This window comes from Azonexus hydrophilus (assembly GCF_001956855.1).
In the GTDB taxonomy this organism is placed as follows: domain Bacteria; phylum Pseudomonadota; class Gammaproteobacteria; order Burkholderiales; family Rhodocyclaceae; genus Azonexus; species Azonexus hydrophilus_A.
In genome coordinates, this window is the sequence record NZ_MTHD01000003.1 from 108,747 (window position 1) to 135,281 (window position 26,535).

A 26,535-nucleotide genomic window follows, 5' to 3' on the forward strand; every position below is an offset into this window, starting at 1 on the left:
CGCATGCTGATCAATTGTGTTGCTTACGAAAATGGCTCGCGCCTGACCGAACTGCCCATCGACGACATCAGCGATTACCTGCAACGGCCGGGCTGCTTCGTCTGGGTAGCGCTGCGCGATGCGTCGCCGGAAGAACTCGACAAGATGCAGGAGGAGTTCGGCCTGCACGAACTGGCGGTCGAGGATGCGCGCCACGGGCACCAGCGACCGAAGATCGAGGAGTACGACGATTCGGTGTTCGCTGTCATGCACTTGGTCGAGCCGGAAGACGACGAGTACAACCTGGGGGAGCTCAATGTCTTCATCGGCAGCAATTACGTGTTGTCGGTACGCAACCGCAGTCAGCAGAATTTCCTCGGTGTCCGCGCCCGCTGCGAACGTGAGCCGCATCTGCTTAGCCACGGGCCGGCATTCGTCTTCTACGCGTTGATGGACGCTGTTGTCGACCGCTATTTTCCGGTGGTCGATCAGCTTGAGTCCGAGCTGGAAACCATCGAGGAAAAGATCTTTGTCGAGGGCGCGGCGCGCAACAACATCGAGCGCCTGTATGCCCTGAAACGCAAGGTGATGCAGCTCAAGCACGTGGTTGCGCCGTTGATGGAAGTGGCCGGCAAGTTGTCCGGTGGGCGCGGGCCGGCCTGTTGCGCCAACAGTCGCGACTACTTCCGCGACGTCTACGACCACCTGGTGCGTCTCGATGCGTCGATCGATACCATTCGTGAAACGATCGGGACCGCGATCCAGGTGAACCTGTCGATGGTGGCCATTGGTGACAGCGAGGTAAGCAAGCGTCTCGCCGCCTGGGCCGGGATCTTCGCCGTGGCGACGGCATTCGCCGGCATCTGGGGGATGAACTTCCAGTACATGCCGGAACTCGACTGGAAATACGGTTATCCCGCGGCCCTGCTGGCGATTGCCGGAACCTGCGTCATCCTCTACCGGCGCTTCAAGCGGGCTGGCTGGCTGTAGCCGTTGGCCGGCGCAGGAAAATCACGCATTTTTCGCGGTCGACCGCAGCAATGCGCGATTTCTTGCGTTCCGGACACTTCTTGCAGCGCGGTTTGCTGCCGCAGCAGCCTTTCTTGCCCATGGGCCGGCGTCCTCAGTAATTGACCGGTAGTCCGGCCAGGATTTCGGCGTAGCTCTCCCAGCTGAGTTCTTCGTCGATCAGGCGGTGGATGAAACGGGCAATCATGGTGTGCTCCTTCTGCGTGTTGTCCGGGGCGACGGCCCCGATGACTGCAGTTTAAGAAGCGGCGTGCCGTTGATCCAATCGATTGTCGGTATCCGCTCGATTGCCGGCTGCTATCGATTTCAGCCCTTCTTCTTGCTGCCGATCCTGCTTTCCTGGCCGGCCATCAGGCGCTGCAGGTTCTGCCAGTGCTTGATGATCAGGGCCAGGGCGATGATGCCGACGACGGCGAACTGGCCGTCGGTTCCGTGCATCAGCGCCGAATACAGCGGTGCGGTGGCGGCGGCGATCAGCGCCGCGAGCGACGAGTAGCGCGAGATGTAGGCAACCAGCAGCCAGGTGCCGAGCACCATCAGGCCGAGGATGGGATCGAGCGCGAGCAGCACGCCGGCGGCGGTGGCAACGCCCTTGCCGCCCTTGAACTTGAGGAAGACCGGGAACAGGTGGCCGAAGAAGACGGCCAGTGCGACGAGGCCGATCAGTGCGTTGGAGAGGCCGGCCTGTTGCGCGGCGAAGACCGCGACCCAGCCCTTGAGGGCATCGCCGAGCAGCGTGAACAGTGCGGCTTTCTTGTTGCCGCTGCGCAGCACATTGGTGGCGCCGGGGTTGCCGGAGCCATAGGTGCGGGGGTCGGCGAGGCCGAACAGCTTCGATGAAATCATCGCGAAGGGCACGGAGCCGAGCAGGTAGGCGGCGAGGATAACCGGAATCGGGGCAAGGACGGTTTGCATGGTCGGCAGTCGGGGGTGGGGTACAATCGCGGCGAATTTTACACCCCGTGTTACGGTCGACCGCCAAATGGACATCATTTTCATCGAAGAACTGCGCGCTGAAACGTGGATAGGCATCTATCCGCGCGAGAAAGCCGTCGCGCAGACGGTCGAAATCACGCTGCAGATCGGGGTTTCCACCGCCTCCGCCGGGGCCAGCGACGACATCCGCGATACCGTGGACTACGCGGTCGTCGTCGAGCGCCTGCGCAAGGATCTGGCGGCCAGCCATTTCAACCTGCTGGAAAAGCTGACCGAGCACATCGCCACCTGGCTGCTGGAAAATTTCGCCGCGCAGTGGGTCCGCGTCTCGGTCGCCAAGCTGGGCATGATGCCCGGCGTCAAGCGCGTCGGCGTGGTCATCGAGCGCTCGATCTAGATTCCCACCGCCAGCGTCGTCATCACCGCGAAACCGGCGATCAGGCCGGCGGTGCCGGCAGCTTCGCGCCCGGGGCGGTGCGAGGCCGGGATCAGTTCGTGGCTGACCACCCACAGCATCGCGCCGGCTGCAGCCGCCAGAGCGAGCGGCAACGCGGCCCCGGCCGTGCTGCTGGCGATCACCCCGAACAAGCCGCCGACCGGTTCGACCAGGCCGGTGGCCAGCGCCATCGCCGCCGCGCGCCACGGGCCGGCGCCGAGGGCGACCATCGCGCTGGCGACGATCCAGCCTTCCGGCACGTTCTGAATGGCGATGCCGAGGGTCATCCCGTGATCGACGCCGGCCGCTGCCGAGACGCCGACGGCGAGACCTTCAGGAATGTTGTGCAGGGCGATGGCGGCGACGACAAGGCCGATGTGCGGCATCACCTTGCTCGCTTCAACTGATTCGACGTGGCTATGTTCGGTCCGCTTGTCCATCAAGTGCATCATCGCCGCGCCGGCCAGCAGGGCGGCAGCAGTGGCCACGCCGAGGCTCCACGGCGTGCCGCTGGCGGCGACGGTCTGGACGGCAGGCACGAGCAGCGAAAATACGCTGGCGGCGAGCATCATGCCGCCGGCGAGGCCGAGCATCGGTGCCATCAGGCGTTCTTGCGGTCGACGCATGAAAAGTACCGGAATTGCCCCGAGCCCGGTGGCCAGGCCGGCAAACAGACTGGCCTGGAGGCCGGTGAGGGCCATCGGGTGGGTCGAGAACCAGAGCACGGCTTGCTCGATGCCGAAGACGAGGGCGACGGCAGCCATCGCGATGCCGATCCACAGGTGCTTGCGGGCGGCGGGTCTGGCGTAGTGGCGAACGACGATCTGGGTCATGGCTTTCTCCTGGCGATGGAGGAACTTTAGGCCGTGACCGTCAATTGATCCAATCAATTGAGTCAATGGTATTGATTGCCGTTAGGTATCAATTCGCCGGCGGCAGCCAGCGTTGCAGTGCGGCAAAAAGCCTTTCCGGGACGATGGGTTTGCCGATGTGATCGTTCATTCCCGCAGCCAGGCAGTCGCGCCGGTCTTCGTCGAAGGCATTGGCCGTCATTGCCAGGATCGGGGTGTCCGCATAGCCGGGCAGGCGGCGGATCGCCCGGGTCGCGTCAAGCCCGTTGAGCCGCGGCATCTGGACGTCCATCAGGATCAGCGCGTAGTGCTGGCGGCTGGCCATTTCCAGCGCCTGCTGGCCATCCTCGGCAACGTCTGCGGCCAGCATGACTTCTTCGAGCAGCGCCAGCGACACCTCGCGGTTGATCGGTTCATCCTCGACCAGCAGGACCCGCGTGCCGGCGTGTGCGCACCGGATATCCTGCTCCGGTGGCGTGCTGCTGTCGCCGGTGGGGGCTGGGACAGCTTGCCGATTCTCCCGCAGGCGGACGGTGAAGCAGAAGGTACTGCCGCGTCCCGGTTCGCTGTCGACGCCGACGTCACCATGCATCAGGCCGATCAGGCGCTTGCTGATGGCCAGGCCGAGGCCGGTACCGCCGTATTTGCGGGTCATCGAATTGTCGGCCTGCTCGAAAGCAGTGAACAGGCGGCACTTGGCTTCCGGCGCAATGCCGATGCCGGTATCGATGACCTCGAAACGCAGCCGGATCGTCGCGTCGTTGTCGTGCTGGCGACGAATGCGCAGCGTGACGCTGCCGTGTTCGGTGAACTTGATGGCATTACCGGTGAAATTGAGCAGGATCTGCCCCAGACGTACCGGATCGCCGAGCAGGTTGAGGCGGTCAAGCTCGGGCGAGCGGTCGATGATCAGTTCGAGGCCCTTGTCGAGCGCCCGGTTGCCGATCAGGCTGGTCACGTTCTCGATCACTTCGCCGAGCTGGAAGGGCGACTCGGCTAGCTCCATGCGCCCGGCCTCGATCTTTGACAGGTCGAGGATGTCGTTGATGACCGACAACAGGTGCATCGACGCCTGATCGATCTTGGCCAGCTGCGCGCGCAGCTTGTCGTCCTCGACGTGGCGCAGCAGCATGCCGGTCATGCCCATGATGGCGTTCATCGGGGTGCGCAGTTCGTGGCTCATGTTGGCCAGGAAGGTGCTTTTCGCCCGGTTTGCGGCTTCTGCCAGGTCGCGTGCCTGTTGCAGGTCAAGCGTGCGCAGGCGGACTTCGTGTTCCAGTTCGTCCTTGTGGTGGGCGAGAACCAGTTCGGCCTGCTTGCGTTCGGTGATGTCGGTGGAAATGCCGCACAGTGCGTAGATCTTGCCGCTGTCGTCGCGCAGGGGCAGTTTCACGGTCCAGTAGGTACCCTTGCGGGGGCTGTGCACATCGACGTTGTTTTCTTCGAGGTGGATGGTTTCGCCGTATTTCAGCACGCGCGCATCGTTGGCCTGCAATTGCCTGAACGTGTTGGCATCGAAGAAGCGGCTGTCGTCCTGGCCGACGATTTCAGCCAATGTCGCCCGGAACAATTCGCGCACCGGGCGGTTGGCGTAGAGATAGCGACCGTCCACATCCTTCAGGTAGATGTAGGCGCTGACGTTGTCGAGTATCGTCGCGTGCCGGGCTTCGCTGTTGCGCAGTTCGGTTTCGCGCCGGGCCAGTGCGTCAAGCATGGCATTGACCGCATGCCCGAGATGGCTGGCTTCATCCTCGCCGGCGAGCTGGACGCGCAGGCTGTTGTCGCCGGCCTCGACGGCATCGGCGACCTGCTGGATGGCATCCAGGCGGCGCGTCAGGTAGCGCCCGGCGACGAGGGCAAAGCTGATGCTGAGAACGACCGCAAGCAGCGCGTAGAGCATGCCGTTGCGCTGGATGCGCGCCAGCTCCGACTTGATCAGGCCGTCGCCAAGGCCGATGCGCAGCCAGCCGATCTGCGCGTTTTCCAGGCGGATCGGGCTGGCCGCATCGACGATCCGGCGGGTACGCTGCAGGATGCGCGTGGCCGATTCATTCGGCAGGTCGTCAAGATAGAGCCCGCGCCGGGACTTGTCGCTGTGGGCGAGGATTTTGCCCTGCATGTCGAGGACGATGGCGTGGCGCAGATCCGGGTAGCTGCCCAGGCCATCGACGATTTCCTGCAATCCGGCGTAATCACGGGCAGCCACCCAGATGGCCGCCGATTTGCCGACGCTTTCCGTCAGCGCGATGGCCTGGAGCGACTGCTGTTCCATGAGCAGTTTTTCCTGCTGGCGGGTGGTGTCGTAGACGAACAGCAGCATCGTCACGCCGACCACCAGCCCCATGCCGACGCTGAGCTGGCGACGCAGGGTGCCGGCCAGCCAGTGGCGCAGGCGATCGCGAATCATGGTGCCTCCACAGGCCGGACATCCCGTTCAAAATTTTTAATGTATTCAGTGACCTGTGCGTAGCTGGCATCGTCAGCGGGGTGAAAGCGGGGCGTCCCCATGCCGGCGAGAATGTGTTGTCCGGCATCGTTGGCGGCCAGCTCAAGCAGGATCTGGCGGACCTGTCCGGCGATGTCGGCGGCGACATCGTCGCGCACCATCACCGAGTTGTTCAGCAGCGGCGGCGTTTCCCAGATCACTTCCAGTTGTGCCGCCTCGGTCGGGTGGTCCTGCTGGAACAGGCGCCAAGGCGGCGGCCAGGTGGCGCCGGCAGCGGTCTGGCCGAGATAGACATTCATGATCGACGATTCTTGCGAACCGACGTAGATATTGCTGATCTCCTTGTTCACGTCGATGCCATGGCTGTGCAGGAAGTACTGCGGCATGATGCTGGCCGCCAGTGCGGTCGGTGACGGATAGCTGACGGCCTTGCCGCGCAGGTCGCGTGGCTGGCGGATGCCGCCATCCTTGCGCACGATGAAGATGCCCTTGAAATCCTCGGCATCGCCAGCCATGGCGATGACCCGGTAGCCGACCTTGATGGCCTCGATCGATTGCCAGGGATTGGGCAGCAGGAATTCCGGCTCGCGCTGGCGGAATTTTTCCTCGTAGGCACGGTAATCGCGGGAGGCTTCGAGCTCGAAACGCTGTCCGGGAATGCGAGCATTGAGCAGATCGATCAGCGGCTGATAGGCCTCGGCAAGCTTTTTCGGGTTGTGCAGCGGGTGGACCGCAAAACGCAAGGCAGGCAGAGACCCACTAGCCGGTGTCGTGCGGTAGTCGAGTCCGGCTTGTTCTTCGGGGGGCTGTCCGCATGCGCCCAGCGCCATCGCGAACAGCAATCCTGTCAGCATGCCTGGCAGTTTCATGTTTTTGGTCTTCCTCCCTGGAAAGACCTTAATCTGAAAATGCTGATGGAGCAAGCTGACTGCCAATTCAGCTGGCGAGGGCCGCCTCGACACTTTTTGCGTTCAGCGTGCGCAGGATGTCGTGCGGGTGGATGCCGACCAGAAAACCGCGCTTGCCGCCGTTGATGTAGATCAGCGGCAGGTCGAGGATGCTTTTCTCGATGAATACCGGCATTGTTTTTTTCGTGCCGAAGGGGCTGGTGCCGCCGACCAGGAAGCCGGTGTGCCGGTTGGCGACTTCCGGCTTGCACGGCTCGACCTTCTTGCACGGAATCTGCCGCGCCAGTTCCTTGGTCGACACCTTGCAGTCGCCGTGCATCAGCACGATCAGCGGTTTGCTGTTTTCGTCCTCGAAAACCAGCGTCTTGACCACGGCGTGTTCGTCGACGTTCAACTCGCGCGCTGAAACGCGGGTGCCGCCGTGTTCTTCGTAGGCGTAGAGGTGGGTTGAGAAAGCCACCTTGTTTGCTTTCAGGAACTTGGTGGCCTGGGTTTCCGGGGCGTGTTCGGATTTGCTCATGGGGTGTCGTCGATTGGTGGATCGGGGATTTTACGCTTGCCCTTGTTTCAGTAGTGTCCCCGGCTTTACATGGTTTTACCCCGGCCGGCAGAAAGAAATCGCCCGCTATGGCCGTTAAGGAATCTACGAAAACGGCATTTACCAAGGGGGATTCAACATGTCATCGAACATCAGTGCGCTAGGCAATGCCAGCGCAGTCGGTCAATCCAGCAGCAGCTCGAATAGCGGCATCGACGGCAGGATTGCCGCCCTGCAGAAACAGCTGACATCGCTGCAGAAGGAAATGAGCGAGTTGCTGAAAGAGGGAACAGAAGAGAGCGAAAAGAAAGCCGAACTCATGCAGGCGCAGATCGCGGCTGTGCAGGCCCAGCTGGCTGCCCTCGAAGCGCAGAAAGCACAGGAAGCTGCCGAGGCACAGGCGGGGAAACAAGGTGTTCAGGTTCAGGCAGCGGCGGGCAGTGCGGACAAGGCGAGCGAAGGGCCGCTGGGTACCCGGGTTGACGAGTACGTTTAGCCGCGTCTAACCGCGCGGGTGATGCACCGCGTGCAGTGTTTTCAGGCGTTCGCGGGCGACGTGGGTGTAGATCTGCGTGGTAGAGATGTCAGCGTGGCCGAGCAGCAACTGGACAACGCGCAGGTCGGCGCCGTGGTTGAGCAGATGCGTCGCGAAGGCGTGGCGCAGCACGTGTGGCGATAGTTTCGCCGGGTCGATGCCGGCCACCAGCGCGTAGCGCTTGATCAGATGCCAGAAGGCGTGGCGGGTCATGGCACCACCACGGGCGGTGACGAACAGAGCATCGCTCTGGCGGCCGCGCAGGATATCCGGCCGGGCTGCCTGCAGGTAGCTGCTGATCCAGTCGATGGCCAGTTCGCCCAGCGGTACCAGGCGTTCCTTGCTGCCCTTGCCGAAGGCGCGCAGCACGCCGTCGGCGAGGCTGACTTCATGCAATTTCAGGTTGACCAGTTCGGAGACGCGCAGGCCGGTGGCGTACAGCGTTTCCAGCATGGCCCGGTCGCGCTGGCCGAGCGCCGTGTCGATATCCGGCGCGGCGAGCAGGTCGGCGACCTGCTTTTCCGACATCACCTTGGGCAGGCGCGACGGCAGGCCGGGATTGGCCAGTTTCAGCGTCGGATCAACGACGATACGCCCGCGCCCGATCTGCCAGCGGAAAAAGCGGCGCAGCGTCGACAGGTAGCGCGCCTGCGAACTGGCGCGGGTACTCCGTGACAGATGGGCGACGAAGGCGGTCAGCGTCGTTTCGCGCAGGTCGAGCAGTGGTTCGTGACCGTGTTCGGCGAGCCAGCCGGCGAGCCGGCCGAGGTCGGAGCGGTAGCTGTCGAGTGTCGACTTGGCCAGGCCGTCTTCCAGCCACAGTGCGTCGCAGAACTGGTCTATTTCAGTGAGATCAGCCGGATTTTGTGTCAAGTTCTGCATTTTCATGGGCCAGCAGCCAGCGTTTGACGTCGAGCAGGAAACCGCCGCGTTCCCGGGCAAAGCCGCCGAGCTTGCCATCGCTGGCGATGACGCGGTGGCAGGGCACAACGACCGGATAGGGGTTGGCGCCACAGGCCTGACCAACGGCACGCGGGGCATTTTTCAGGTTTTTTGCCAGTTGACCGTAAGTTTCCGTATGGCCGCCGGGGATTGCCGCAATCTGCTCCCAGACCCGCCGCTGGAAGTGCGTGCCGGCGGGTTGCAGCGGCAGGCTGAAGGCGAAGCCGGGGTCTGCCAGATAGGCCTGCAACTGGCGTACCGCCTCGGCTGCCAGTGCCGTGTCTGGCGCTTGTGCCGGGCGGGGTTCGAGGAAATCGATGCGGGTGATCTCATCGTCGTTGCAACACACGCCCAGCGCAAAACCGGGGGCGGTGACGACGGCTTGGTAAGTGTGGGCGTTCATGACGATCCTTCGCGAAGGGGAGAGCTAGATTATCATGCTGACGACACTATCCTGATGCGGAGACGACGATGGCGGAGTCAGCGGAAGAGAGGACAGGCGCAGGCGGGCCGGCACTGGCCGCCGTCCAGTTTGCATTCACACTCGGTTGGACGGCGTATGTGGTGATGCTGCCCGGCATGCTGGGCAAGGCCGGCATTGCGCTGACCTGGCTCCCCGTCATCCTGTTGCTCGATCAGGCCATCTTCGCCGCGATGGACATTGCCTTCGGTGTCATGGCCGATCGCATGCGCGAGGTCTACCAGCGTCTGGCTCGCCTGCTGCTGGTGTTGACGAGCGTTTCGGCGCTGGCCTTTCTGCTGCTGCCGATGGCCGCCGGCGTGTCGCCCGGCCTCCTGTTGCTGGTGCTGTTGCTGTGGGTCATCTCGGCCTCGGTCGTCCGCGCACCAACGCTGATCCTGCTGGCCAAACGGGTCCGGGCGGCGCAGCGGCCGGCACTGGTGATCTGGTACACCGCCGGGATGGGCCTGGCCATGGCGCTGTCGCCCTTCCTCGGGCTGTGGCTGAGGGGCGCTGACCCGCAACTGCCGTTCGCCATTTCGGCGCTGGTGCTGCTGGGAACTGTACTGCTACTGCTGCGGGTCAGCGCCGCGGATGGCGCGAGTGCAGAGGTCGAGGCACCTGCGCCGGCGCCGTTCGCGACTTGCCTGCCGCTTTTCGTGGCGCTGGTGGTGGCCGGTATCGGTTTCCAGTTGCACGCCTTCGTCAATGCCGCGCCGCTGTACCAGTTGCATGTCCCTCAGGAAACGCTGCCGTGGCTGATGCCGCTGCTATGGACGGGCTTTTTCGCCATGCTGGTCGGGGTTGGCCCCCTGGTGAAGCGTTTCGGCGCGATGCCGGTGGCGGCGGCGGGGCTTTTTGTCGCGGCCTTGAGCAGCTATCTGGCGGCCGACGCCGGCAGCCTGAATGCCCTGATCGCCTGGCAGATGCTCTGCGGCGCAGGTTGGGCAATGGCGTTTGCCGGGCTGATGGAGCAGGTGTCGAGCGCCGGAACGCGCGGTGCGGAAGGGCTGTTCATGGGCAGTTTCTTTGCCATGACCGCCGTTTCGGCGGTGCTCCGGATCACGTTTGCCGCGTACTGGCTGGCCGAGTGGCAGGACAGCCGCTTCGCGCTGCCAGCGATGCTGCTGCTGGCAGCCGCGGTGATTGTTGCGGTCGACGCCCGGAAATGGGCAAAAATCAGAATGCCGAAATCCCCGTGATCGCCCGGCCGAGGATCAGCGCATGGATGTCGTGCGTGCCCTCGTAGGTATTGACCACTTCCAGATTGACGACATGGCGGATCACGCCGTATTCGTCGGAAATGCCGTTGCCGCCGAGCATGTCGCGTGCCGTACGGGCTATGTCGAGTGCCTTGCCGCAGGAATTGCGCTTCATCATCGAGACGATTTCCGGCGTCGCGCTGCCGTCGTCCATCATCCGGCCCAGGCGCAACACGCCCTGGATGCCGAGGGTGATCTCGGTCTGCATGTCGGCCAGTTTCTTCTGTACCAACTGGTTGGCGGCCAGGGGCCGGTCGAACTGCTTGCGGTCCAGCGTGTATTGCCGGGCCGTGTGCCAGCAGGCTTCGGCGGCCCCCAACGCGCCCCAGGCGATGCCGTAGCGGGCGGCATTGAGGCAGGTGAACGGGCCTTTCAGGCCGGCGACTTCCAACCGGTTTTCGCTCGGCACGAACACCTCGTCCATGACGATCTCGCCGGTCACCGACGCGCGCAGGCCGACCTTGCCGTGGATGACCGGCGCACTCAGGCCGGGCATGCCCCTGTCGAGGATGAAGCCGCGGATGACGTTTTCGTCGTCCTTGGCCCAGACGACGAAGACGTCGGCGATCGGTGCGTTGGTGATCCACATCTTGCTGCCGGACAGCTTCCAGCCGCCGGGTACGGCGCGGGCGCGGGTGGCCAGGCTGCCGGGGTCGGAGCCGGAATCCGGCTCGGTCAGTCCGAAGCAGCCGATCAGTTCGCCACGCCCGAGGCCGGGCAGGTATTTCTGTTTCTGTGCCTCGCTGCCGAAGGCGAAAATCGGCAGCATGACCAGCGAGGACTGCACGCTGAGCATCGAGCGGTAGCCCGAATCGACGTACTCCACTTCGCGGGCGATCAGCCCGTAGGACACGTAATTCAGCCCGGCACCGCCGTACTGCGGCGGCAGCGTGGCGCCGAGCAGGCCCATTTCGCCCATCTCACGGAAAATCGCCGGATCGGTGTGCTCGTTGCGGAAGGCGTCACGCACCCGCGGCGCCAGCGCCTTCTGCGCGAACGCCCGCGCCGCATTGCGCACCTGGCGCTCGTCGGCCGCCAGCTGCGAATCCAGCAGCAGCGGGTCTTCCCAGTTGAAACTGGCCTTAGCCACGGACGTGCCCGTCGCCGAGGACGATCCACTTCTGGCTGGTCAGGCCTTCCAGTCCGACCGGCCCGCGCGCGTGGATCTTGTCGGTCGAGATGCCGATCTCGGCGCCCAGGCCGTACTCGAAACCATCGGCGAAACGCGTCGAGGCGTTGATCATCACCGACGCCGAATCGACTTCGCGCAGGAAGCGCATCGCCTTCGGGTGATTGTCGGTGACGATCGATTCGGTATGGTGCGACGAATACTGGTTGATGTGGGCGATGGCCTCGTCGATGTCGGCGACGACCTTGACCGAAATGATCGGCGCGAGGAACTCGGTGTAGTAATCCTCTTCCGTGGCGGCGACGGCATTCGGCACGATGGTGCAGGTGGCAGCACAGCCGCGGATCTCGACGCCCTTTTCGCTCAGCATGTGGGCGATCGGCGGCAACAGCATGGCCGCGACCGAACGGTCGACGAGCAACGATTCGGCGGTGTTGCAAGTGCCATAGCGTTGGGTCTTGGCGTTTTCGACGATCTTCAGCGCCTTGTTCGGGTCGGCTTCCTCTTCCAGGTAGACGTGGCAGTTGCCGTCCAGGTGCTGGATCATCGGCACGCGCGATTCGGCCAGCAGGCGGGCGATCAGGCCCTTGCCGCCGCGCGGCACGATGACGTCGACGAATTCGCGCATGGTGATCAGTTCGCCGACGGCGGCGCGGTCGGTGGTATCGATGACCTGGACGCATTCGGCGGGCAGGCCGGCGGCCTGCAGGCCTTCCTGGAGCAGTGCGGCGATGGCGCGGTTGGAACGGATCGCTTCCGAGCCGCCGCGCAGGATGGCCGCGTTGCCGGACTTCAGGCACAGCGCGGCAGCGTCGGCGGTGACGTTCGGGCGGGCTTCGTAGATGATGCCGATGACGCCAAGCGGTACGCGCATCTTGCCGACCTGAATGCCCGATGGCATGAACTTGAACTCACCCATTTCGCCGATCGGATCGGGCAGCTTGGCCACCTGTTCGACACCTTCGGCCATGCTGTCGACGCCCTTTTCGGTCAGCGTCAGGCGGTCGAGCATGGCGGTTTCGAGACCGGCGGCACGGGCGGCAGCGAGATCTTCGGCATTGGCGGCGACCAGCGCGGCCTTTTCGCGGCGGATGGCGGTGGCGATGTGCAGCAATGCGGCATTCTTTTCAGCGGTGCTGGCCGTCGCCAGGCGGCGCGATGCGGCACGGGCCTGGCGGCCGACGGTCTGCATGTAGTCCTTGATGTTCATGGCGTTCTTCGTTCGGGGCAAAGGAACATTATAGCCAGACAAATTACAGGGAACTTCCGGAAGCGGGTAAACTCTTATCCGCAACGACAACAGGGCTTTCCGTCGAGGACAAGATGGCCGAAAAATTGATTTTGCCGACCGAAGTGAAGGTCTGTGCAACCTGCAGCTACTGGGATGGTGAACGCCAGGTGGATGCGGAAATGAAGCTGGTAGTGGTTTCCGATGAGTGCCAGGGCGAGTGCCTGGTTCAGGAAGCGAGCAAACCCGGGCTGCACGATGTGCGCAAGGAGTGCGATTGCCTCTGGGAGGATCTCGAGCCGGACGAAGCTGAAACAGGCAACAAGGCGGACGCGCAGGCGACCCGCAGTTGAATCGTCGCCTGCCGGCGGTTCAGCCGGCAACCCGCCAGAAGGCGCGGTTCCTGCCTTCGGCTTTGGCGGCATACAGCGCAGCATCCGCTTCGCTGAACAATCGGGGATCGACCAGTCCGCCGCTGGGCATGACCGTCATGCCACCAAGGCTGACAGTGATCACCGAAGCCACCGGCGACGCCGGATGCGGAAGCTGCAGGGCCTCGATTTCTGCCCGGATATCGTCGCCCAGCTGCCGGGCGGATGGCGCATCGGTACCCGGCAACAGCAGCACGAATTCCTCGCCGCCGTAACGGGCCACCAGATCGCCCGGGCGCCGGACCAGCCGGCTCAGGGTCTGGGCAATCCGGCGCAGCACCTGGTCGCCGGCGGCATGGCCGAGGTGATCGTTGTAGGCCTTGAAGTGATCGACGTCAATGATCGCCAGCGACAGCGGTGAGGCATTGCGCGCGCAGCGTCGCCATTCGCTTTCCAGCATTTCATCGTAGCGCCGGCGGTTGGCGATTTCCGTCAGGCTGTCGATCATCGCCAGGTTTTCCAGCAGGTGGCGGTGATGTACCGAGAGCAGGTGGTTGCGCACGCGTTTGCGCACGATCGAGGGGTGAAAGGGCTTGGTGATGTAGTCGACCGCACCAAGGTCGAGTCCGCGCTCCTCGTCTTCCGGGGCATCCAGGGCCGAGATGAAGATGACCGGAATGTGCCGCGTGGCATCGTCGTTCTTCAGTGTCTGGATGACTTCGTGACCGCTCATGTCGGGCATCAGTACATCGAGCAGGATCAGGTCGGGCTGCAGTTCGTGGGCGCGCTCCAGCGCCTGACTGCCGTTCTTGGCCAGGATGACGCGGCAATCTTCCCTGAGCAGTTCGGTGAGCAGGTCGCGGTTCTGTTTTTCGTCATCGACGACGAGGACGGTATGCGTACTGCTCATTCCCGGGATTTTCTCCATGTTTCGTGCAGTGCCTTCAACTGGTCGTGCGCGGCTTCGTATTCGACGTCTTCAATCAGGGCGCCGATGTCGCTGATGATTTTCTCATATTCGCTGCCGCGCGTCGTGCTGCCGGAGAGGGCTGCGCGTAGCGTGGCAAAGTCGGCTTCACAACTGGCATTGGCGGTGCGCAGGTCGCGCAGCAGGCTGTCGAACATCGCGTCCAGTGCGTCCCGGTCAGCCATCGGGGCTTCGGCCGGGAGGGTGGCCGGGGGCAGCGCGGCAAAGCCGGCGAGCAGCGCCTGCAACTCACTGGCGAAGGCTTGCAGCCCGGCGTCGGTTTGTGCCGGGTCGGCATCTGGCAGCGTGAACAGCTGTTCGAGCTGGCGTGCCTGTTCGGCCAGTTGCACGGCGCCGAGCGAGCCGCCGACCGATTTGGCGGAATGTGTCAGACGGCGGGCTTCGGCCAGGTCGTTGCGGGCCATTGCCTGGGTGATCTGGTCATCGATGCCGGCGAAGTCCTTGCGAAAGGCGTGCAGGGATTTCAAATAAAAAAACGGCCGGTTCATGTGCAGGGTGAGGCCGCGCTGCAGGTCGATGCCCGGCAGTTCGGGCCAGTCGACCGGTGAATCGTCGGCTGTCGTCGTTTCCTCGTTCACGCTCGCGGGCGGCAGCCAGCGGGCGATTTCCGCGTACAGCACGGCCGGCATGATCGGCTTGGTCAGGTGTGCATTCATGCCTGCCGCACTCGATTGTTGATGGTCTTCCTGGGTGGCGTGGGCGGTCATCGCGATGATCGGCAGGTCACGGAAGCGCGGGTCATCGCGCAAGTGACGGCAGGCACTCAGGCCATCCATGACCGGCATCTGGATATCCATCAGGACCAGGCTGAACGGTTCGCGCTCGAGCACCTCGATGGCTTCCTGGCCGTTGGTGGCAATGCCGACGCTGAGCCCGACCTTGTGCAGCAGTGCGACGGCGATCGTCCGGTTGACCGGAATGTCCTCGACCAGCAGGATGCGTTCGCCGGCCCAGCGCGGGAAAACCGTCGCTTTCCGGCCGTCGACCGCAACAGGCGTGTTGCTGGCTGGCAGATTGAACGGCACTTCGAAGACGGTGCTGAAACGGAAGGTGCTGCCCTTGCCGGGCTGGCTGTCGACGTCGATTTCTCCATGCATCAGGCCGACCAGCTGGTGGCAGATCGCCAGGCCGAGACCGGTGCCGCCAAAGCGCCGGGTAATGCTGCTGTCGGCCTGGGAGAAGGGGGAGAACAGGCGGTCGAGTTGTTCGCGGGGAATGCCCATGCCGCTGTCGTGGACGGTGAATTCAAGGCGGACTTGCCGCTCCCCGGGGGCGTCGAGCTGACGGACCTCAACCTCGATGCCGCCACGGTCAGTGAACTTCAGCGCGTTGCCGACCAGGTTGATCAGTACCTGGCTCAGCCGCAGCGCATCGCCCTGCAGCAGTGGCGGCACGTTTTCGCAGCCGGCAAACGTCAGGCGCAGACCCTTGCTGCGCGCTTTCAGGGAGAACAGCCCGGCGACCGAGCGGAAAACCGTGGCCAGTTCGAAGGGGGCGCTTTCCAGCGTCAGGCTGCCGGCTTCGACCTTGGAGTAGTCGAGGATGTCGTTGATGATGCCGAGCAGCGATTCCGACGACTGGACGACCTGTTCGAGGTATTCGCGCTGCTGGGTGGCCAGCGGCGAATCGACCAGCATGTGGCTGAGGCCGACGATGGCATTCATCGGCGTACGGATCTCGTGGCTCATCCGTGCCAGGAAGTCCGATTTGGCGCGGCTGGCCTGGCGGGCATCGGCGATCGCCTGCTGCAGTTCGGCGGTACGCTGGGCGACCATGGTTTCCAGTGATTCGCGGTAATTGGCCAGTTCCCGGTCGCGTAGCTGCAGCGAGTCGAGCATGCGGTCAAAGCTCTGTCCCAGGCTGCCGATCTCGTCGCTGCGCTGCGTCGCAATGCGCTCGTCGAGTTGTGCGTCCTGCGAGATCCGGTTGGCCAGGTCGTCCAGTTTTTCCAGGGGCTCGGTCAGCCGGCCGACGACATAGCGGGTCAGCAGCAGGGCGCCGGCCAGCGCCAGCAGCAACAGGAAAGCGGTTTCCCTGACCGTGTTGCGCATGGTCGTGTGGTATTGCACGAGCGATGCGACCAGCTCGATATGCCCAGCCGGGGTTGGTTGTTCATAAAGCTGGATCGGTTGCCGGACGATCAGGTAGCCATCGAGGAAGCGTGGTGTGACCTCGGTGTCGGGAAAATTGTGGCGACTTGCGCCTACGCGTCGATATTCACCCAGGATAGAGCCATCTGGCAGCACTACCCGGCTGCTTTCGATGGCCGGATTGACCGCGAGCGATTCCAGCAGTCGGACTGCTTCGCGCCGGTCGGTAAAGGCGATCGCCGCCTGCATGTTGTTGGCCAGCAGGCGGGCCTGTGCCGTCATCGATTCGGCCCATTGGGTCTGCAGCAGTTGCCGCTGCTGGGTGAACACCAGCGCGAAGACCATGCACACCATCAGCAACAGGAACAGGAAGGACAGCGCAACCAGCTTGTTGCGGATGGTCGGCTCGGGCAGCAGCCGTTCCTTGAGCGTCCGCTGGCTCATGGTTCGATCACCCGCGCCAGTCGCAGCAATTGGGCATTGAATTCGAAGCCCCGGTTTTGTGCTGTGCGCCGGTTGAGCACGATGCCGATGCGGGCGCCGTCGAGCGGCAGTTCGATCATGCCGCCGGCGCGGGCAAAGCCGGCGATGTCGGAAACAGTGACGAGTTGCCTGCTGGCGCTGCGCTCCAGCCAGAAGGCGAGACTGACCGATTCGCTGCGCGGGATGAAGAGCAGGTGGCAGACGCTCAGGTCGGTCGGTGTCAGGCGGACCTCGATGTTCGGGGTGCCGCCGTCGATCTGGTTCAGTGCGCTGCCGAAGGGGTTCTTGCCAACGACGCACAGGACGGTTGGTTTCGGTGGGGGGGCACCGCCGGGCCAGTAGACGAATTGCGACAGGCGATAGAAGAGGACGGCCTTCATGCCGTATTCCGAGACATCCTGGGCGAGCAGGCGCGCCGGCAGCAGCGCGATCAGCGCCAGTGCAGCCAGCAGCAGGCGGTGGGATGAAAGGAGTCTCGGCAACCGCACGGGTCAGAAACGGTATTCGAGCGTGCCCATCAGGGTCCGCGGTTGCTGGGGCATGGCCTGCATGACGGCACTCGACGACGAGGTGTGGGCCGCGTAGTAGCGGCGGTCGAAGAGGTTGTACACGTCAAGGTAGAGCGACAGTCGTTCGTCGGCCAGCTTGTGCAGGCCGATGTGCAGGCTGGCCAGCGTGTAGTCGTCGGTTTTCCTGACCCGGTCGTTTTGCACGCGGTTGATCGCGCCGGTGGTGGTGTCGTCGATCCATTGCACGCGCGGGGTGATGGTCAGCCAGTCCTGGTAGCGCAGGGTGAGTCCGAGCTTGACCTTGTGGGCGGCGATGTTGATCTGTTCCAGCTCCGGCCCGTTGGCGGTTTCCCGGAACGAACCCTTGACGTAGCTGTAGCTGCCCCAGAAATCTGCGGTCCACGGCCCGCCGAGGTGCATTTGCCACTGCGGGATGATGTCGATGCCCTGATACCGGTCGTTGCCGCTGTTCTGTTTGGAGTCGGTGGCGGTGAGCACGGTGCCGGGGATGTACTGGATCGGTGTGGCATTGGCGCGGGTGACGATGACGTTGTCGACTTCGGTCAGGTAGGCGTTGGCGACCAGGTTGAAGTTGCGCAGCGGGCGCCAGTCCCAGGTTGCCGACCAGGTGCGCGATTTCTCCGGTTGCAGGTCGGTGTTCGGGGCACGGAAGGTGCCGGTCGGGTTGCCCAGATTGTTGAAACTGCCGAAGGCGCTGTAGCTTTCTTCCGGCGACGGCGTGCGGAATGCTTCGCCGTAGAGCAACTTGATGAAGTTGCCGGGCAGCACCTGCCAGACCAGGCCGAGGCGGGGATTGGTGCTGCCGCCGTAGGTCGAGTACCAGTCGTGACGCAGGCCGGCGACCGTCGAGAAATCCGGTGTCCATTGCGCCTGCCATTGCAGGTAGCCCGACCAGCTGTGGTAGCGCGCCTCGAAAATCTGCAGCGGCAGGTTGGTGTTCGGATAGTTCATGCCCTGCTCGTTCGGCGACTTGCCTGTGTCATATGGGCGTGGCAGGTCCGGGGCCTCGATTGCGTGGTAGTTGCGATAGCCGATGCCGGCGAGCACGCTGTGGGTATCGCTGGCCCGCCAGTTCAGGTTTTGCTCGATGCCGGCGCGTCGACCGTAGGCGTAGTCGTAACCGTGGTTGGCGAAGTCGGTGAAGATGTTGATGTAGCGGCTTTTCGGGTCGAGTTCGTAGCGCGAGTAGTCGACCAGCGTTTCGCTGCTGAGCGACGCGTTGATGTTGAAGCGATAGCGGGCGTGCCAGGTGTCGATGGTCGTGTCCCAATAGGCGCTTTCGAGATACAGCGCACTGCTCGGGCGGTCGCCGGTGCTCGACAGGCTGCGGAAACGGTTGCGCTGAAAGCCCAGCGTCAGCCTCTCGCCGGCGTCGATGCGCAGGTACTGGCTCTGGCTGCTGATGCTGCCGGTGTAGTCCTCGCGCTGCACTGCAGGTACGACCACGGTGCCGCCGAAGGTGCGGGCATTGACCTTGGGAAAATCGTCCGGGTAGTAGTTGTCGAGTGGCGCCCGGTCGCTCTTCTGGTAGTGGGCGCCGGCGGTGATGCCGATCGCTTCGCCAAACTTGCCGCTGGCCAGGAAATCGCCTTCGAGCGAGCCGAAACTGCCAGCGCCGAGCGCCACCTTGCTGCCGGCTTCGCCACCCTTGTCGGTAATGATGTTGATCACGCCGGCCAGCGCGTCGGCGCCGTAGAGCGCGGCAGCCGGGCCGTAGAGCACCTCGACCTGGCGGGCGAAGTGCAGCGAGAAGTTTTCGGCGATCGGAATCTTGCCACCGGCCGGGTGGTCGATGCGGACGCCGTCGAGCATGATCAGCAGCTTGTTGTTGCTGACGTTGCCCTGGAAAACGAAATTGTTGTACTGGGTGGACCGGGTGCCGCGCTGGAAGTCGACCCCGGGCAGGTCTTCGAGCAGGTCGGCCAGATTCTTGTAGCGCCGGTCGCGCATCTGCTCGCGGGTGATGACCATGATGTGCGCGGGGGTCTGCTCGCGGGCTTCGGCGCGCCGCGAAGCCGTGGTCACCGGGATGGCGATCAGCTCATCGAGGGATAGGGGCAGCAGGGGACGCACGTCATCCGCGGCGCGCAACGGTGCGGCGGTACAGAGTGCCAGTGCCAGGGCAACGATCCCCTGATGTCGGTAGTGCATGAAAATTCCCCCCGGACTTTTTGCATTTTTGGGGAGTTTATACGGGATTCCTTGCGACAAGCTTACCCGCCGGACACAGCCGCAGGCCCAGGTGAAGAAATTCCTCCCACAGGTTGCCCTGGCCAATGCCCTTGGCCAGCCGGTCGATACGGCCGGCGTGGCGGAGTGCGTCTTCGAGGTTTGCGGTCGACAGGCGTTGCAGGGCTTTTTTCACCGGCGCCTGGCGCGGCCCCCAGACCTTGGCGTCCTTCAGCAGCAGGTCCAGCGGCCGGCCGGCATCGAGGCCGCTGCGTATCGTCGTCAGGGCACGGATTTCCTCGCTCATCGCCCACAGCACCAGCGGCGGCGCTTCGCCCTCCTGCATCAGGCCATCGAGGGTGCGCGCCAGGCGGGCGACATCGCCTGCCAGCAACGCTTCGCGCAGGCCGTCGATGTCGTAGCGGGCGACGTTGAGCACGGCGTCGCGGATCTGCTCGGGCGACAGTTTGCCGGTCGGGTAGAGCAGGGCCAGTTTCTGGATTTCCTGGTGGGCGGCGAGCAGGTTGCCTTCGACCCGTTCAGCGATGAACTTCAGGCTGTCGTTGTCGGCACTTTGCTGCTGCTGGCGCAGTCGCCCGGCGATCCAGCCGGGCAGCTCGGCAAGCGGCGGCGCGTTCAGCTTGACGGCGACCCCGGCGTTGACCAGCGCGGTGAACCAGGCGGCCTTTTCCTCGCGCCAGTCGAGTTCGGGCAGGGTGATCAACAGCAGGTTGTCGGCGGACAGGTTCTGGCACCATTGCTGCAGCGCGGCGCTGCCGTCCTTGCCCGGCTTGCCGGTCGGGATGCGCAGGTCGATCAGTTTGCGGTCGCCGAACAGCGACATGTTGCCGCCGGCGGCGAGCAGGCTGCCCCAGTCGAACTGTGGCAGCACGGTCAGCACTTCGCGCTCGCTGTAGCCGGCGCTGCGCGATCTGGCCCGGATGGCGTCGGCCGCCTCGATGACCAGCAGCGGCTCGTCGCCGTACAGCACGTAAAGCGGGCGCAACTCGCGTTCGAGGTGCGCGGCCAGCTGTTCGGCCTTGAGCAGCATCAGTCCGCTTCCAGATCCGGATCTTTGGGTTTGATGATGGACAGACGACGCATGATCTGGTTGACCAGGTCGTTGTTCATGTCGCGCCAAAGCAGCCCTTCTTCGATGTCCTTGGCCAGCACGTTCGAATCGTCGAAGCTGATGTCGCGACTGAGCGCGATTTCGTTGGGGGCAATGATTTCCTGTCCTTTGCCGTTGACCACGCGGAAACGGTAGGTGAGCTGCAGGCGATATTCACGCACGCGGCCCTGAGCATTGACGCTGAGAATGGTCTTTTGCCGGTTGTCTTCCAGTTGCTGGAAGACGGCTTCCGCCGACTTGGCGTCAGCGACGATCTCGGTGTTGCCGCTGCTCTTGACGTAACGCTCCAGCCAGATGCGGACTTCGGCCGTTTCGGGCAGGGCAATGTGCATCGTCTTGTACGGCAGGTCGCCGCTGCCCGCGCCGCGCAGATGGAAGCCGCAGCCGGCCACCAGGACGGCGAGGAACAAGGCGAACAGTGAGCGGAACGGGAAGCGCATGCGATTTTCCTCAGACGACGATGTTGACCAGGCGGCCGGGCACGACGACGATTTTCTTTGCCGGTTTGCCTTCCATGAACTTCTGTGCGTCCGGGTTGGCCAGCGCGGCGGCTTCGATGCTTGCCTTGTCGGCGGCGGCCGGTACGCGGATGCTGCCGCGCAGCTTGCCGTTGACCTGAATGACCAGCTCGATCTCGTCCTGCTTCAGCGCTGCCGGATCGGCCTTCGGGAAAGCCGCGCTGCCGGCATCGGCCCCCGGCTTCAGCTCGGCGTACAGCGCCTGGCCGATGTGCGGGACGATCGGGAACAGCAGCAGCACGGCGCTTTCCAGGACTTCCTGGGCGAGCGCGCGGCCGGCGGCATCCTTGAGATCGCACTTGTCGTAGGCATTGAGCAGTTCCATCACGGCGGCGATGGCGGTGTTGAACTGCTTGCGCCGGCCGTAGTCGTCGGCGACCTTGCCCATCGTCTGGTGCAGCTTGCGGCGCAGGTCGGCTTGTGCGGTCGACAGTGCTTCCTGTTCGATTTTCGCGGCAACCGTCCCCGTCTGTACGTGGTCGTAAACGCTCTTCCAGACGCGGCGCAGGAAACGGTAGGCGCCTTCGACACCGGCGTCCGACCATTCCAGCGACTGATCGGGCGGCGAGGCGAACATGATGAACAGACGCGCCGTGTCGGCACCGTACTGGTCGATCAGGGCTTGCGGATCGACGCCGTTGTTCTTCGACTTCGACATCTTCTCGGTGCCACCGATGACCACCGGCTGGCCGTCGGCGCGCAAGGTGGCGCCGGTCGGGCGGCCCTTTTCGTCGGTGACGACATCGACGTCGGCCGGGTTGATCCATTGCTTCTTGCCGCCGTCGAGTTCACGGTAGAAAGTCGGCGCGACGACCATGCCCTGGGTCAGCAGGTTGGCGAAGGGTTCACCCAAGTCGCCGATCAGGCCGACATCGCGCATCAGCTTGGTGAAGAAGCGCGAGTACAGGAGGTGGAGGATGGCGTGTTCGATACCGCCGATGTACTGGTCGATGCCGCCCTTGCACCAGTAGGCGACGCGTTCGTCGACCATGGCCGTGGTGTTGTCGGGGCAGGCGTAGCGCAGGAAGTACCAGGACGACTCGAAGAAGGTGTCCATGGTGTCGGTTTCACGGCGGGCATCGCCGCCGCACTTCGGGCACTTGCACTCGTAGAACTCGGGCATCTTCGCCAGCGGCGAACCGGCGCCGGTGATTTCGACGTTCTCGGGCAGGACGACCGGCAATTGCTCGTCCGGCACCGGCACATCGCCGCAGGTCTTGCAGTGGATGATCGGGATCGGGCAGCCCCAGTAGCGCTGGCGGGAAATGCCCCAGTCGCGCAGGCGGAACTGGACTTTCTTGTCGCCGAGATCCTTGGCGGCGAGGTCGGCAGCGATGGCGTCGACGGCGGCTTCGTAGCCGAGACCGTCGTATTTGCCGGAGTTGACCAGCTTGCCCTTGACCTTGTCGGCGTACCACTCGGCCCATTGCTGGTCGCTGAAGGATTCACCTTCGACGGCGACGACCTGCTTGATCGGCAAGTTGTACTTCAGCGCAAACGCGAAATCGCGCTCGTCGTGCGCCGGCACGGCCATCACGGCGCCATCGCCATAGCTCATCAGCACGTAGTTGCCGACCCAGACTTCGACTTTTTCGCCGGTCAGCGGGTGCGTGACGTAGATGCCGGTCGGCATCCCCTTCTTTTCCATCGTCGCAATGTCAGCCTCGGCAACGCCGCCCTTCTTGCATTCCTCGATGAAATTGGCCAGTTCCGGGTTGTTCACCGCTGCGCGCTGGGCGAGCGGATGCTCGGCGGCGACGGCGACGAAGGTGACGCCCATGATGGTGTCGGCGCGGGTGGTGAATACCCACAGCTTCTCATCCGGGTTGTCGGCGAGCGGGAAGGCGAAACGTACGCCGGTGCTCTTGCCGATCCAGTTCTTCTGCATCAGGCGCACCTGCTCCGGCCAGCCCGGCAGGTTGTCGAGTTCGGAGAGCAGTTCCTCGGCGTAGGCGGTGATCTTCATGTAGTACATGGGGATCTCGCGCTTCTCGATCAGCGCGCCGGAACGCCAGCCGCGGCCGTCGATGACCTGTTCGTTGGCGAGCACGGTGTGGTCGACCGGGTCCCAGTTCACGGTGCCGAGCTTCTTGTACACCAGGCCTTTTTCGTAGAGGCGGGTGAATAGCCACTGTTCCCAGCGGTAGTACTCCGGCGTGCAGGTCGCGAATTCGCGTTCCCAGTCAATGGCAAAGCCGAGCGACTTGAGCTGCGTCCGCATGTAATCGATGTTCGAGTAGGTCCAGCCGGCCGGCGCGACATTGTTGGCCAGCGCGGCGTTTTCGGCCGGCATGCCGAAGGCGTCCCAGCCCATCGGCTGCAGCACGTTGTAGCCCTGCATCTTGTGGAAACGCGACAGCACGTCGCCGATCGTGTAGTTGCGCACGTGGCCCATGTGCAGTTTCCCGGACGGATACGGGAACATCGACAGGCAGTAGTACTTCGGCTTGCTGTTGTCTTCAACGGCGCGGGCGGCGCCGGATTCGTCCCAGTGTTGCTGGGCGGCGCGCTCGATGTCGGCCGGGGTGTATTTTTCCTGCATGGGCATGGGGTGTTCTTGCTGAAGGATCGTCGATCGAACCGCGAATTATAGCGGTTGCACGGTCTGGTAACCGGCCCGGTTTTTCAGCAAATACTGCGGTTGACCGCAACACCCGGCCAGATCCGGGATTTTTTCAGGGGTTCCCCGCTGCGCAGCCTGCACGCTGCACAGCGGGCCGAACGTCAGCGACGTCCGGTCACGCGGCTTTTTTTTGGCCGGTCATGTCGCCCCAGGTGTTCTGCCAGTAACGGTAGGCGTTTTGCGCGGCCATCAGCGACAGCAGCGACATGCGGGTCTGGTGACGCCACATCCAGGTCAGTTGCGGGGCCGGGCTGAGCTTGTTGGTGGACAGCGTACCGGCTTCGTCCTCGACGACGGACAGGAAGCGCTCGACGGCCAGGCCCCAGAACTCGGAACCTTCGGATTTGCCGGTCAGGTACTCGGCTTCGCCGACGGCGCGACGCCACAGTTTGAGGGCCAGTTCTTCACTGATGCCGGCCTTCTTGGCGATCCAGGGGAGGATCTTCGGCGATTTCATGCTGTTCATGCTGTTGCTCCTTCTATGTCGTATGTCGTGGCGGTAACCACTTGCTTGATAGACTGCCTTGTGGGCAAAAAGTTTTGTGCACTGCAATATATTCGTGGTCAGTATACTTTTTATCGGCTCGAAAGCTTGTAACGAATTGTCGCCATGACAATGGTGCGTTGCACAACCGCAACAGATTGGTCCGACCATTTGTCCTGCAATTGGCGGCCGGCATTGTACACTGTCGCTTTGTTTCTGTGACCCCCACCCAGCCATGTCCGACCTGCTCGCCAATCTGAATTCCCCCCAACTGCAGGCGGTGACGCTGCCGCCGGTGCATGCGCTGATCCTCGCGGGGGCCGGCAGCGGCAAGACGCGCGTGCTGACAACTCGTATCGCCTGGCTGATCTCGACCAACCAGGTCGGTCCGCACGGCGTGCTGGCGGTGACTTTCACCAACAAGGCGGCGCGCGAAATGACCGCGCGCCTGTCGTCGCTGGTGCCGATCAACGTCCGTGGCATGTGGATCGGCACCTTCCACGGTCTGTGCAACCGGCTGCTGCGCGCGCACTACCGCGAGGCGGGTCTGCCGCAGACTTTCCAGATCCTCGATTCGGCCGACCAGCTGGCGATGGTCAAGCGGCTGTTGAAGAACCTCAACATCGACGACGAGAAATACCCGCCGCGCGAACTGTGCCATTTCATCAACGCGCACAAGGAACAGGGGGTGCGCGCCGCGCAGGCCGAGGTGTACGACCACTACACGCAGAAGCGCGTCGACATCTACGCCGAGTACGAAGCCCAGTGCAACCGCGAAGGCGTCTGTGATTTTGCCGAACTGCTGCTGCGCTGTTTCGAGCTGTTGCAGCGCAATGAGCCACTGCGCACGCATTACCAGCAGCGTTTCCGGCACATCCTGGTCGACGAGTTCCAGGATACCAACAAACTGCAGTATGCCTGGCTGCAACTGCTGGCCGGCGGTGGCGCCAAGGTTTTTGCGGTCGGCGACGACGATCAGTCGATCTACCGCTTCCGTGGCGCCGAGGTCGGCAACATGCGCGATTTCGAACGCGATTACTGCGCCGACAACATCATCCGGCTGGAGCAGAACTACCGCTCGCACGGCAACATCCTCGCCGCCGCCAACGCGATCATCAAAAACAACCGCGAGCGCCTGGGCAAGAACCTGTGGACCGACGCCGGCGACGGCGAGCCGATCCGCGCCTTCGAAGCCTATTCGGACATCGACGAAGCCCGCTTCATCGTCGACGAGATCCGCGAACTGGTGCGTGACGGCGTGCCGGCAACGCAATGCGCCATCCTCTACCGTTCGAACGCGCAGTCGCGTGTGCTCGAACACGAACTGTTCACCAAGGGCGTGCCGTACAAGGTCTATGGCGGCCTGCGCTTCTTCGAGCGCCAGGAAGTCAAGCACGCGCTCGCCTATCTGCGCCTGTTGGGCAACCCGGACGACGACACCGCCTTCCTCCGCGTCGTGAATTTCCCGACGCGCGGCATCGGCGCCCGTTCGCTGGAAAACCTGCAGGCGACCGCGCACCAGATGAATTCGAGCCTGTACAACGCCGCCGCTTCGCTGACCGGCAAGGCCGGCCAGACCGTCGGTGCCTTCATCCGCCTGGTCGAGACCTTGCGCCAGGAAACGGAAAAGCTGCCGCTGCCGGAGATCATCGAGCATGTCGTCGAAAAATCCGGCCTGGCCCAGCATTACCGGCTGGAAAAGGAAGGTCAGGAACGGCTGGAGAACCTTGATGAACTGATCAACGCCGCCGCCACCTTTGTCGACGACGACGGCGTGGTGATGGCAAATGCGGGCGAGGGCGGCGCCCTGGCGTCCTTCCTTGCCCATGCTTCGCTGGAATCCGGCGAGCATCAGGCTGGCGAGGGCCAGGAAGCGGTCCAGTTGATGTCGGTGCACGCAGCCAAGGGTCTGGAATTCGACATCGTCTTCATCAGCGGCCTGGAGCAGGGGCTGTTTCCGCACGAGAACGCAGTCAGCGAAGGTCGTGAAGGTCTGGAGGAAGAGCGCCGGCTGATGTACGTCGCGGTCACCCGTGCCCGCCAACGGCTCTACCTGTCCTGCGCGCAGACGCGGATGCTGCACGGGCAGACCCGCTATTGCACGGCTTCTTCCTTCCTCGACGAAATTCCGACCGAGTTGCTGCTGAAGTTGAACAAGAAGGCGGCAGCGGCGCCGACCTGGGGCGGCTACACCGCTACCGCCAGCAGCGAGCCGGTCGCCGGCGGCCTGCGCGTTGGGCAGACTGTCGAGCATGCCAAGTTCGGCGTTGGCGTCATCGTGTCTACCGAAGGCCGCGGTGCCGATGCGCGGGTGCAGGTCAATTTCGGCGGCGGCGCCGGGATGAAATGGCTGGCGCTGGAATATGCCAAGCTGACACCGGTATGAGCGCATTTTTGCCGGATTTCTGCGGTCGACCGCAGAAACGGGCGCTTTTCCGTGCTGGCAGCGGCGCTTCGCGGTAGATCGC

Annotated in this window: 23 protein-coding genes; 6 read left to right on the top strand and 17 right to left on the bottom strand. The window is 63.7% G+C overall.

Annotated features, from left to right (window positions below; all coding sequences use genetic code 11):
* The first annotated feature begins 3 nt into the window (after nucleotides 1-3).
* Complete coding sequence (gene corA, locus BJN45_RS09225) at nucleotides 4-969, top strand: magnesium/cobalt transporter CorA (protein ID WP_076094467.1); 966 nt, start codon at nucleotides 4-6, stop codon at nucleotides 967-969.
* Nucleotides 970-1,314: 345 nt separating this feature from the next.
* Here the strand turns inward: corA and plsY are convergent, their stop codons facing one another.
* On the bottom strand, nucleotides 1,315-1,923 hold the full coding sequence (gene plsY, locus BJN45_RS09230) for a glycerol-3-phosphate 1-O-acyltransferase PlsY (RefSeq protein WP_076094469.1): 609 nt from the start codon (nucleotides 1,921-1,923) through the stop codon (nucleotides 1,315-1,317).
* Between the two features lie 67 nt (nucleotides 1,924-1,990).
* On the opposite strand from plsY, the gene BJN45_RS09235 reads away from it, so the two are divergent.
* The gene (locus BJN45_RS09235; RefSeq protein ID WP_076094471.1) at nucleotides 1,991-2,341 is read left to right on the top strand and encodes a dihydroneopterin aldolase; all 351 of its coding nucleotides are present in this window, start codon (nucleotides 1,991-1,993) and stop codon (nucleotides 2,339-2,341) included.
* On the opposite strand, the gene BJN45_RS09240 is transcribed toward BJN45_RS09235, so the two are convergent.
* From BJN45_RS09240 to ybaK, 4 genes are all read right to left on the bottom strand, one after another.
* Nucleotides 2,338-3,213, bottom strand: a complete 876-nt coding sequence (locus BJN45_RS09240; RefSeq protein WP_076094474.1) for a ZIP family metal transporter — start codon at nucleotides 3,211-3,213, stop codon at nucleotides 2,338-2,340. The genes BJN45_RS09235 and BJN45_RS09240 overlap by 4 nt on opposite strands.
* A gap of 88 nt (nucleotides 3,214-3,301) precedes the next feature.
* Entirely contained in the window at nucleotides 3,302-5,638 is a 2,337-nt protein-coding gene (locus BJN45_RS09245) for an ATP-binding protein (protein ID WP_076094476.1), read from the bottom strand.
* Nucleotides 5,635-6,546, bottom strand: a complete 912-nt coding sequence (locus tag BJN45_RS09250) for a phosphate/phosphite/phosphonate ABC transporter substrate-binding protein (RefSeq protein ID WP_076094479.1) — start codon at nucleotides 6,544-6,546, stop codon at nucleotides 5,635-5,637. Before BJN45_RS09250 ends, BJN45_RS09245 begins: the two co-directional genes overlap by 4 nt.
* 67 nt (nucleotides 6,547-6,613) lie before the next feature.
* The gene (gene ybaK, locus BJN45_RS09255) at nucleotides 6,614-7,105 is read right to left on the bottom strand and encodes a Cys-tRNA(Pro) deacylase (RefSeq protein WP_076094481.1); all 492 of its coding nucleotides are present in this window, start codon (nucleotides 7,103-7,105) and stop codon (nucleotides 6,614-6,616) included.
* 157 nt (nucleotides 7,106-7,262) lie between these two features.
* Here ybaK and BJN45_RS09260 point away from each other — a divergent pair, with 157 nt between their 5' ends.
* Nucleotides 7,263-7,619, top strand: a complete 357-nt coding sequence (locus BJN45_RS09260) for a FlxA-like family protein (protein ID WP_076094483.1) — start codon at nucleotides 7,263-7,265, stop codon at nucleotides 7,617-7,619.
* A 6-nt stretch (nucleotides 7,620-7,625) separates the two neighbouring features.
* Here BJN45_RS09260 and xerD read toward each other — a convergent pair whose 3' ends face one another.
* Nucleotides 7,626-8,546, bottom strand: coding sequence for a site-specific tyrosine recombinase XerD (gene xerD / locus BJN45_RS09265; protein WP_083651167.1), 921 nt, complete (start codon nucleotides 8,544-8,546; stop codon nucleotides 7,626-7,628).
* Nucleotides 8,512-9,003: a methylated-DNA--[protein]-cysteine S-methyltransferase gene (locus BJN45_RS09270; protein WP_076094485.1), complete on the bottom strand. Its 492-nt coding sequence runs from the start codon at nucleotides 9,001-9,003 to the stop codon at nucleotides 8,512-8,514. Before BJN45_RS09270 ends, xerD begins: the two co-directional genes overlap by 35 nt.
* 68 nt (nucleotides 9,004-9,071) lie before the next feature.
* Here BJN45_RS09270 and BJN45_RS09275 point away from each other — a divergent pair, with 68 nt between their 5' ends.
* The gene (locus tag BJN45_RS09275) at nucleotides 9,072-10,262 is read left to right on the top strand and encodes an MFS transporter (RefSeq protein WP_076094487.1); all 1,191 of its coding nucleotides are present in this window, start codon (nucleotides 9,072-9,074) and stop codon (nucleotides 10,260-10,262) included.
* Here BJN45_RS09275 and BJN45_RS09280 read toward each other — a convergent pair.
* Nucleotides 10,240-11,412, bottom strand: coding sequence for an acyl-CoA dehydrogenase (locus tag BJN45_RS09280; RefSeq protein ID WP_076094489.1), 1,173 nt, complete (start codon nucleotides 11,410-11,412; stop codon nucleotides 10,240-10,242). The genes BJN45_RS09275 and BJN45_RS09280 overlap by 23 nt on opposite strands.
* Nucleotides 11,405-12,661, bottom strand: a complete 1,257-nt coding sequence (locus tag BJN45_RS09285) for a glutamate-5-semialdehyde dehydrogenase (RefSeq protein ID WP_076094491.1) — start codon at nucleotides 12,659-12,661, stop codon at nucleotides 11,405-11,407. Before BJN45_RS09285 ends, BJN45_RS09280 begins: the two co-directional genes overlap by 8 nt.
* A 113-nt stretch (nucleotides 12,662-12,774) precedes the next feature.
* On the opposite strand from BJN45_RS09285, the gene BJN45_RS09290 reads away from it, so the two are divergent.
* Nucleotides 12,775-13,032: a hypothetical protein gene (locus BJN45_RS09290; RefSeq protein WP_076094493.1), complete on the top strand. Its 258-nt coding sequence runs from the start codon at nucleotides 12,775-12,777 to the stop codon at nucleotides 13,030-13,032.
* 19 nt (nucleotides 13,033-13,051) lie between these two features.
* Here the strand turns inward: BJN45_RS09290 and BJN45_RS09295 are convergent, their stop codons facing one another.
* From BJN45_RS09295 to BJN45_RS09330, 8 genes are all read right to left on the bottom strand, one after another.
* A complete protein-coding gene (locus BJN45_RS09295) occupies nucleotides 13,052-13,960 on the bottom strand; it encodes a diguanylate cyclase domain-containing protein (RefSeq protein WP_076094495.1) in 909 nt (302 codons plus the stop codon).
* Complete coding sequence (locus tag BJN45_RS09300) at nucleotides 13,957-16,572, bottom strand: ATP-binding protein (protein WP_076094496.1); 2,616 nt, start codon at nucleotides 16,570-16,572, stop codon at nucleotides 13,957-13,959. The genes BJN45_RS09295 and BJN45_RS09300 overlap by 4 nt, the downstream gene beginning before the upstream one ends.
* On the bottom strand, nucleotides 16,569-17,093 hold the full coding sequence (locus BJN45_RS09305; RefSeq protein WP_076094498.1) for a YfiR family protein: 525 nt from the start codon (nucleotides 17,091-17,093) through the stop codon (nucleotides 16,569-16,571). The genes BJN45_RS09300 and BJN45_RS09305 overlap by 4 nt, the downstream gene beginning before the upstream one ends.
* Before the next feature lie 9 nt (nucleotides 17,094-17,102).
* Entirely contained in the window at nucleotides 17,103-19,292 is a 2,190-nt protein-coding gene (locus BJN45_RS09310) for a TonB-dependent receptor plug domain-containing protein (protein ID WP_076094501.1), read from the bottom strand.
* A gap of 37 nt (nucleotides 19,293-19,329) precedes the next feature.
* A complete protein-coding gene (holA, locus tag BJN45_RS09315) occupies nucleotides 19,330-20,361 on the bottom strand; it encodes a DNA polymerase III subunit delta (protein WP_076094503.1) in 1,032 nt (343 codons plus the stop codon).
* A complete protein-coding gene (lptE, locus tag BJN45_RS09320; protein ID WP_076094505.1) occupies nucleotides 20,361-20,882 on the bottom strand; it encodes an LPS assembly lipoprotein LptE in 522 nt (173 codons plus the stop codon). The genes holA and lptE overlap by 1 nt, the downstream gene beginning before the upstream one ends.
* Before the next feature lie 10 nt (nucleotides 20,883-20,892).
* Nucleotides 20,893-23,502, bottom strand: a complete 2,610-nt coding sequence (leuS, locus tag BJN45_RS09325) for a leucine--tRNA ligase (protein WP_076094507.1) — start codon at nucleotides 23,500-23,502, stop codon at nucleotides 20,893-20,895.
* A gap of 196 nt (nucleotides 23,503-23,698) precedes the next feature.
* Nucleotides 23,699-24,049: a hypothetical protein gene (locus tag BJN45_RS09330; protein ID WP_083651169.1), complete on the bottom strand. Its 351-nt coding sequence runs from the start codon at nucleotides 24,047-24,049 to the stop codon at nucleotides 23,699-23,701.
* A gap of 253 nt (nucleotides 24,050-24,302) precedes the next feature.
* On the opposite strand from BJN45_RS09330, the gene BJN45_RS09335 reads away from it, so the two are divergent.
* Nucleotides 24,303-26,453 carry a UvrD-helicase domain-containing protein gene (locus BJN45_RS09335; RefSeq protein ID WP_076094509.1) on the top strand — a complete coding sequence of 717 codons (2,151 nt, stop codon included), beginning with the start codon at nucleotides 24,303-24,305 and terminating at the stop codon, nucleotides 26,451-26,453.
* Nucleotides 26,454-26,535 lie beyond the last annotated feature (82 nt).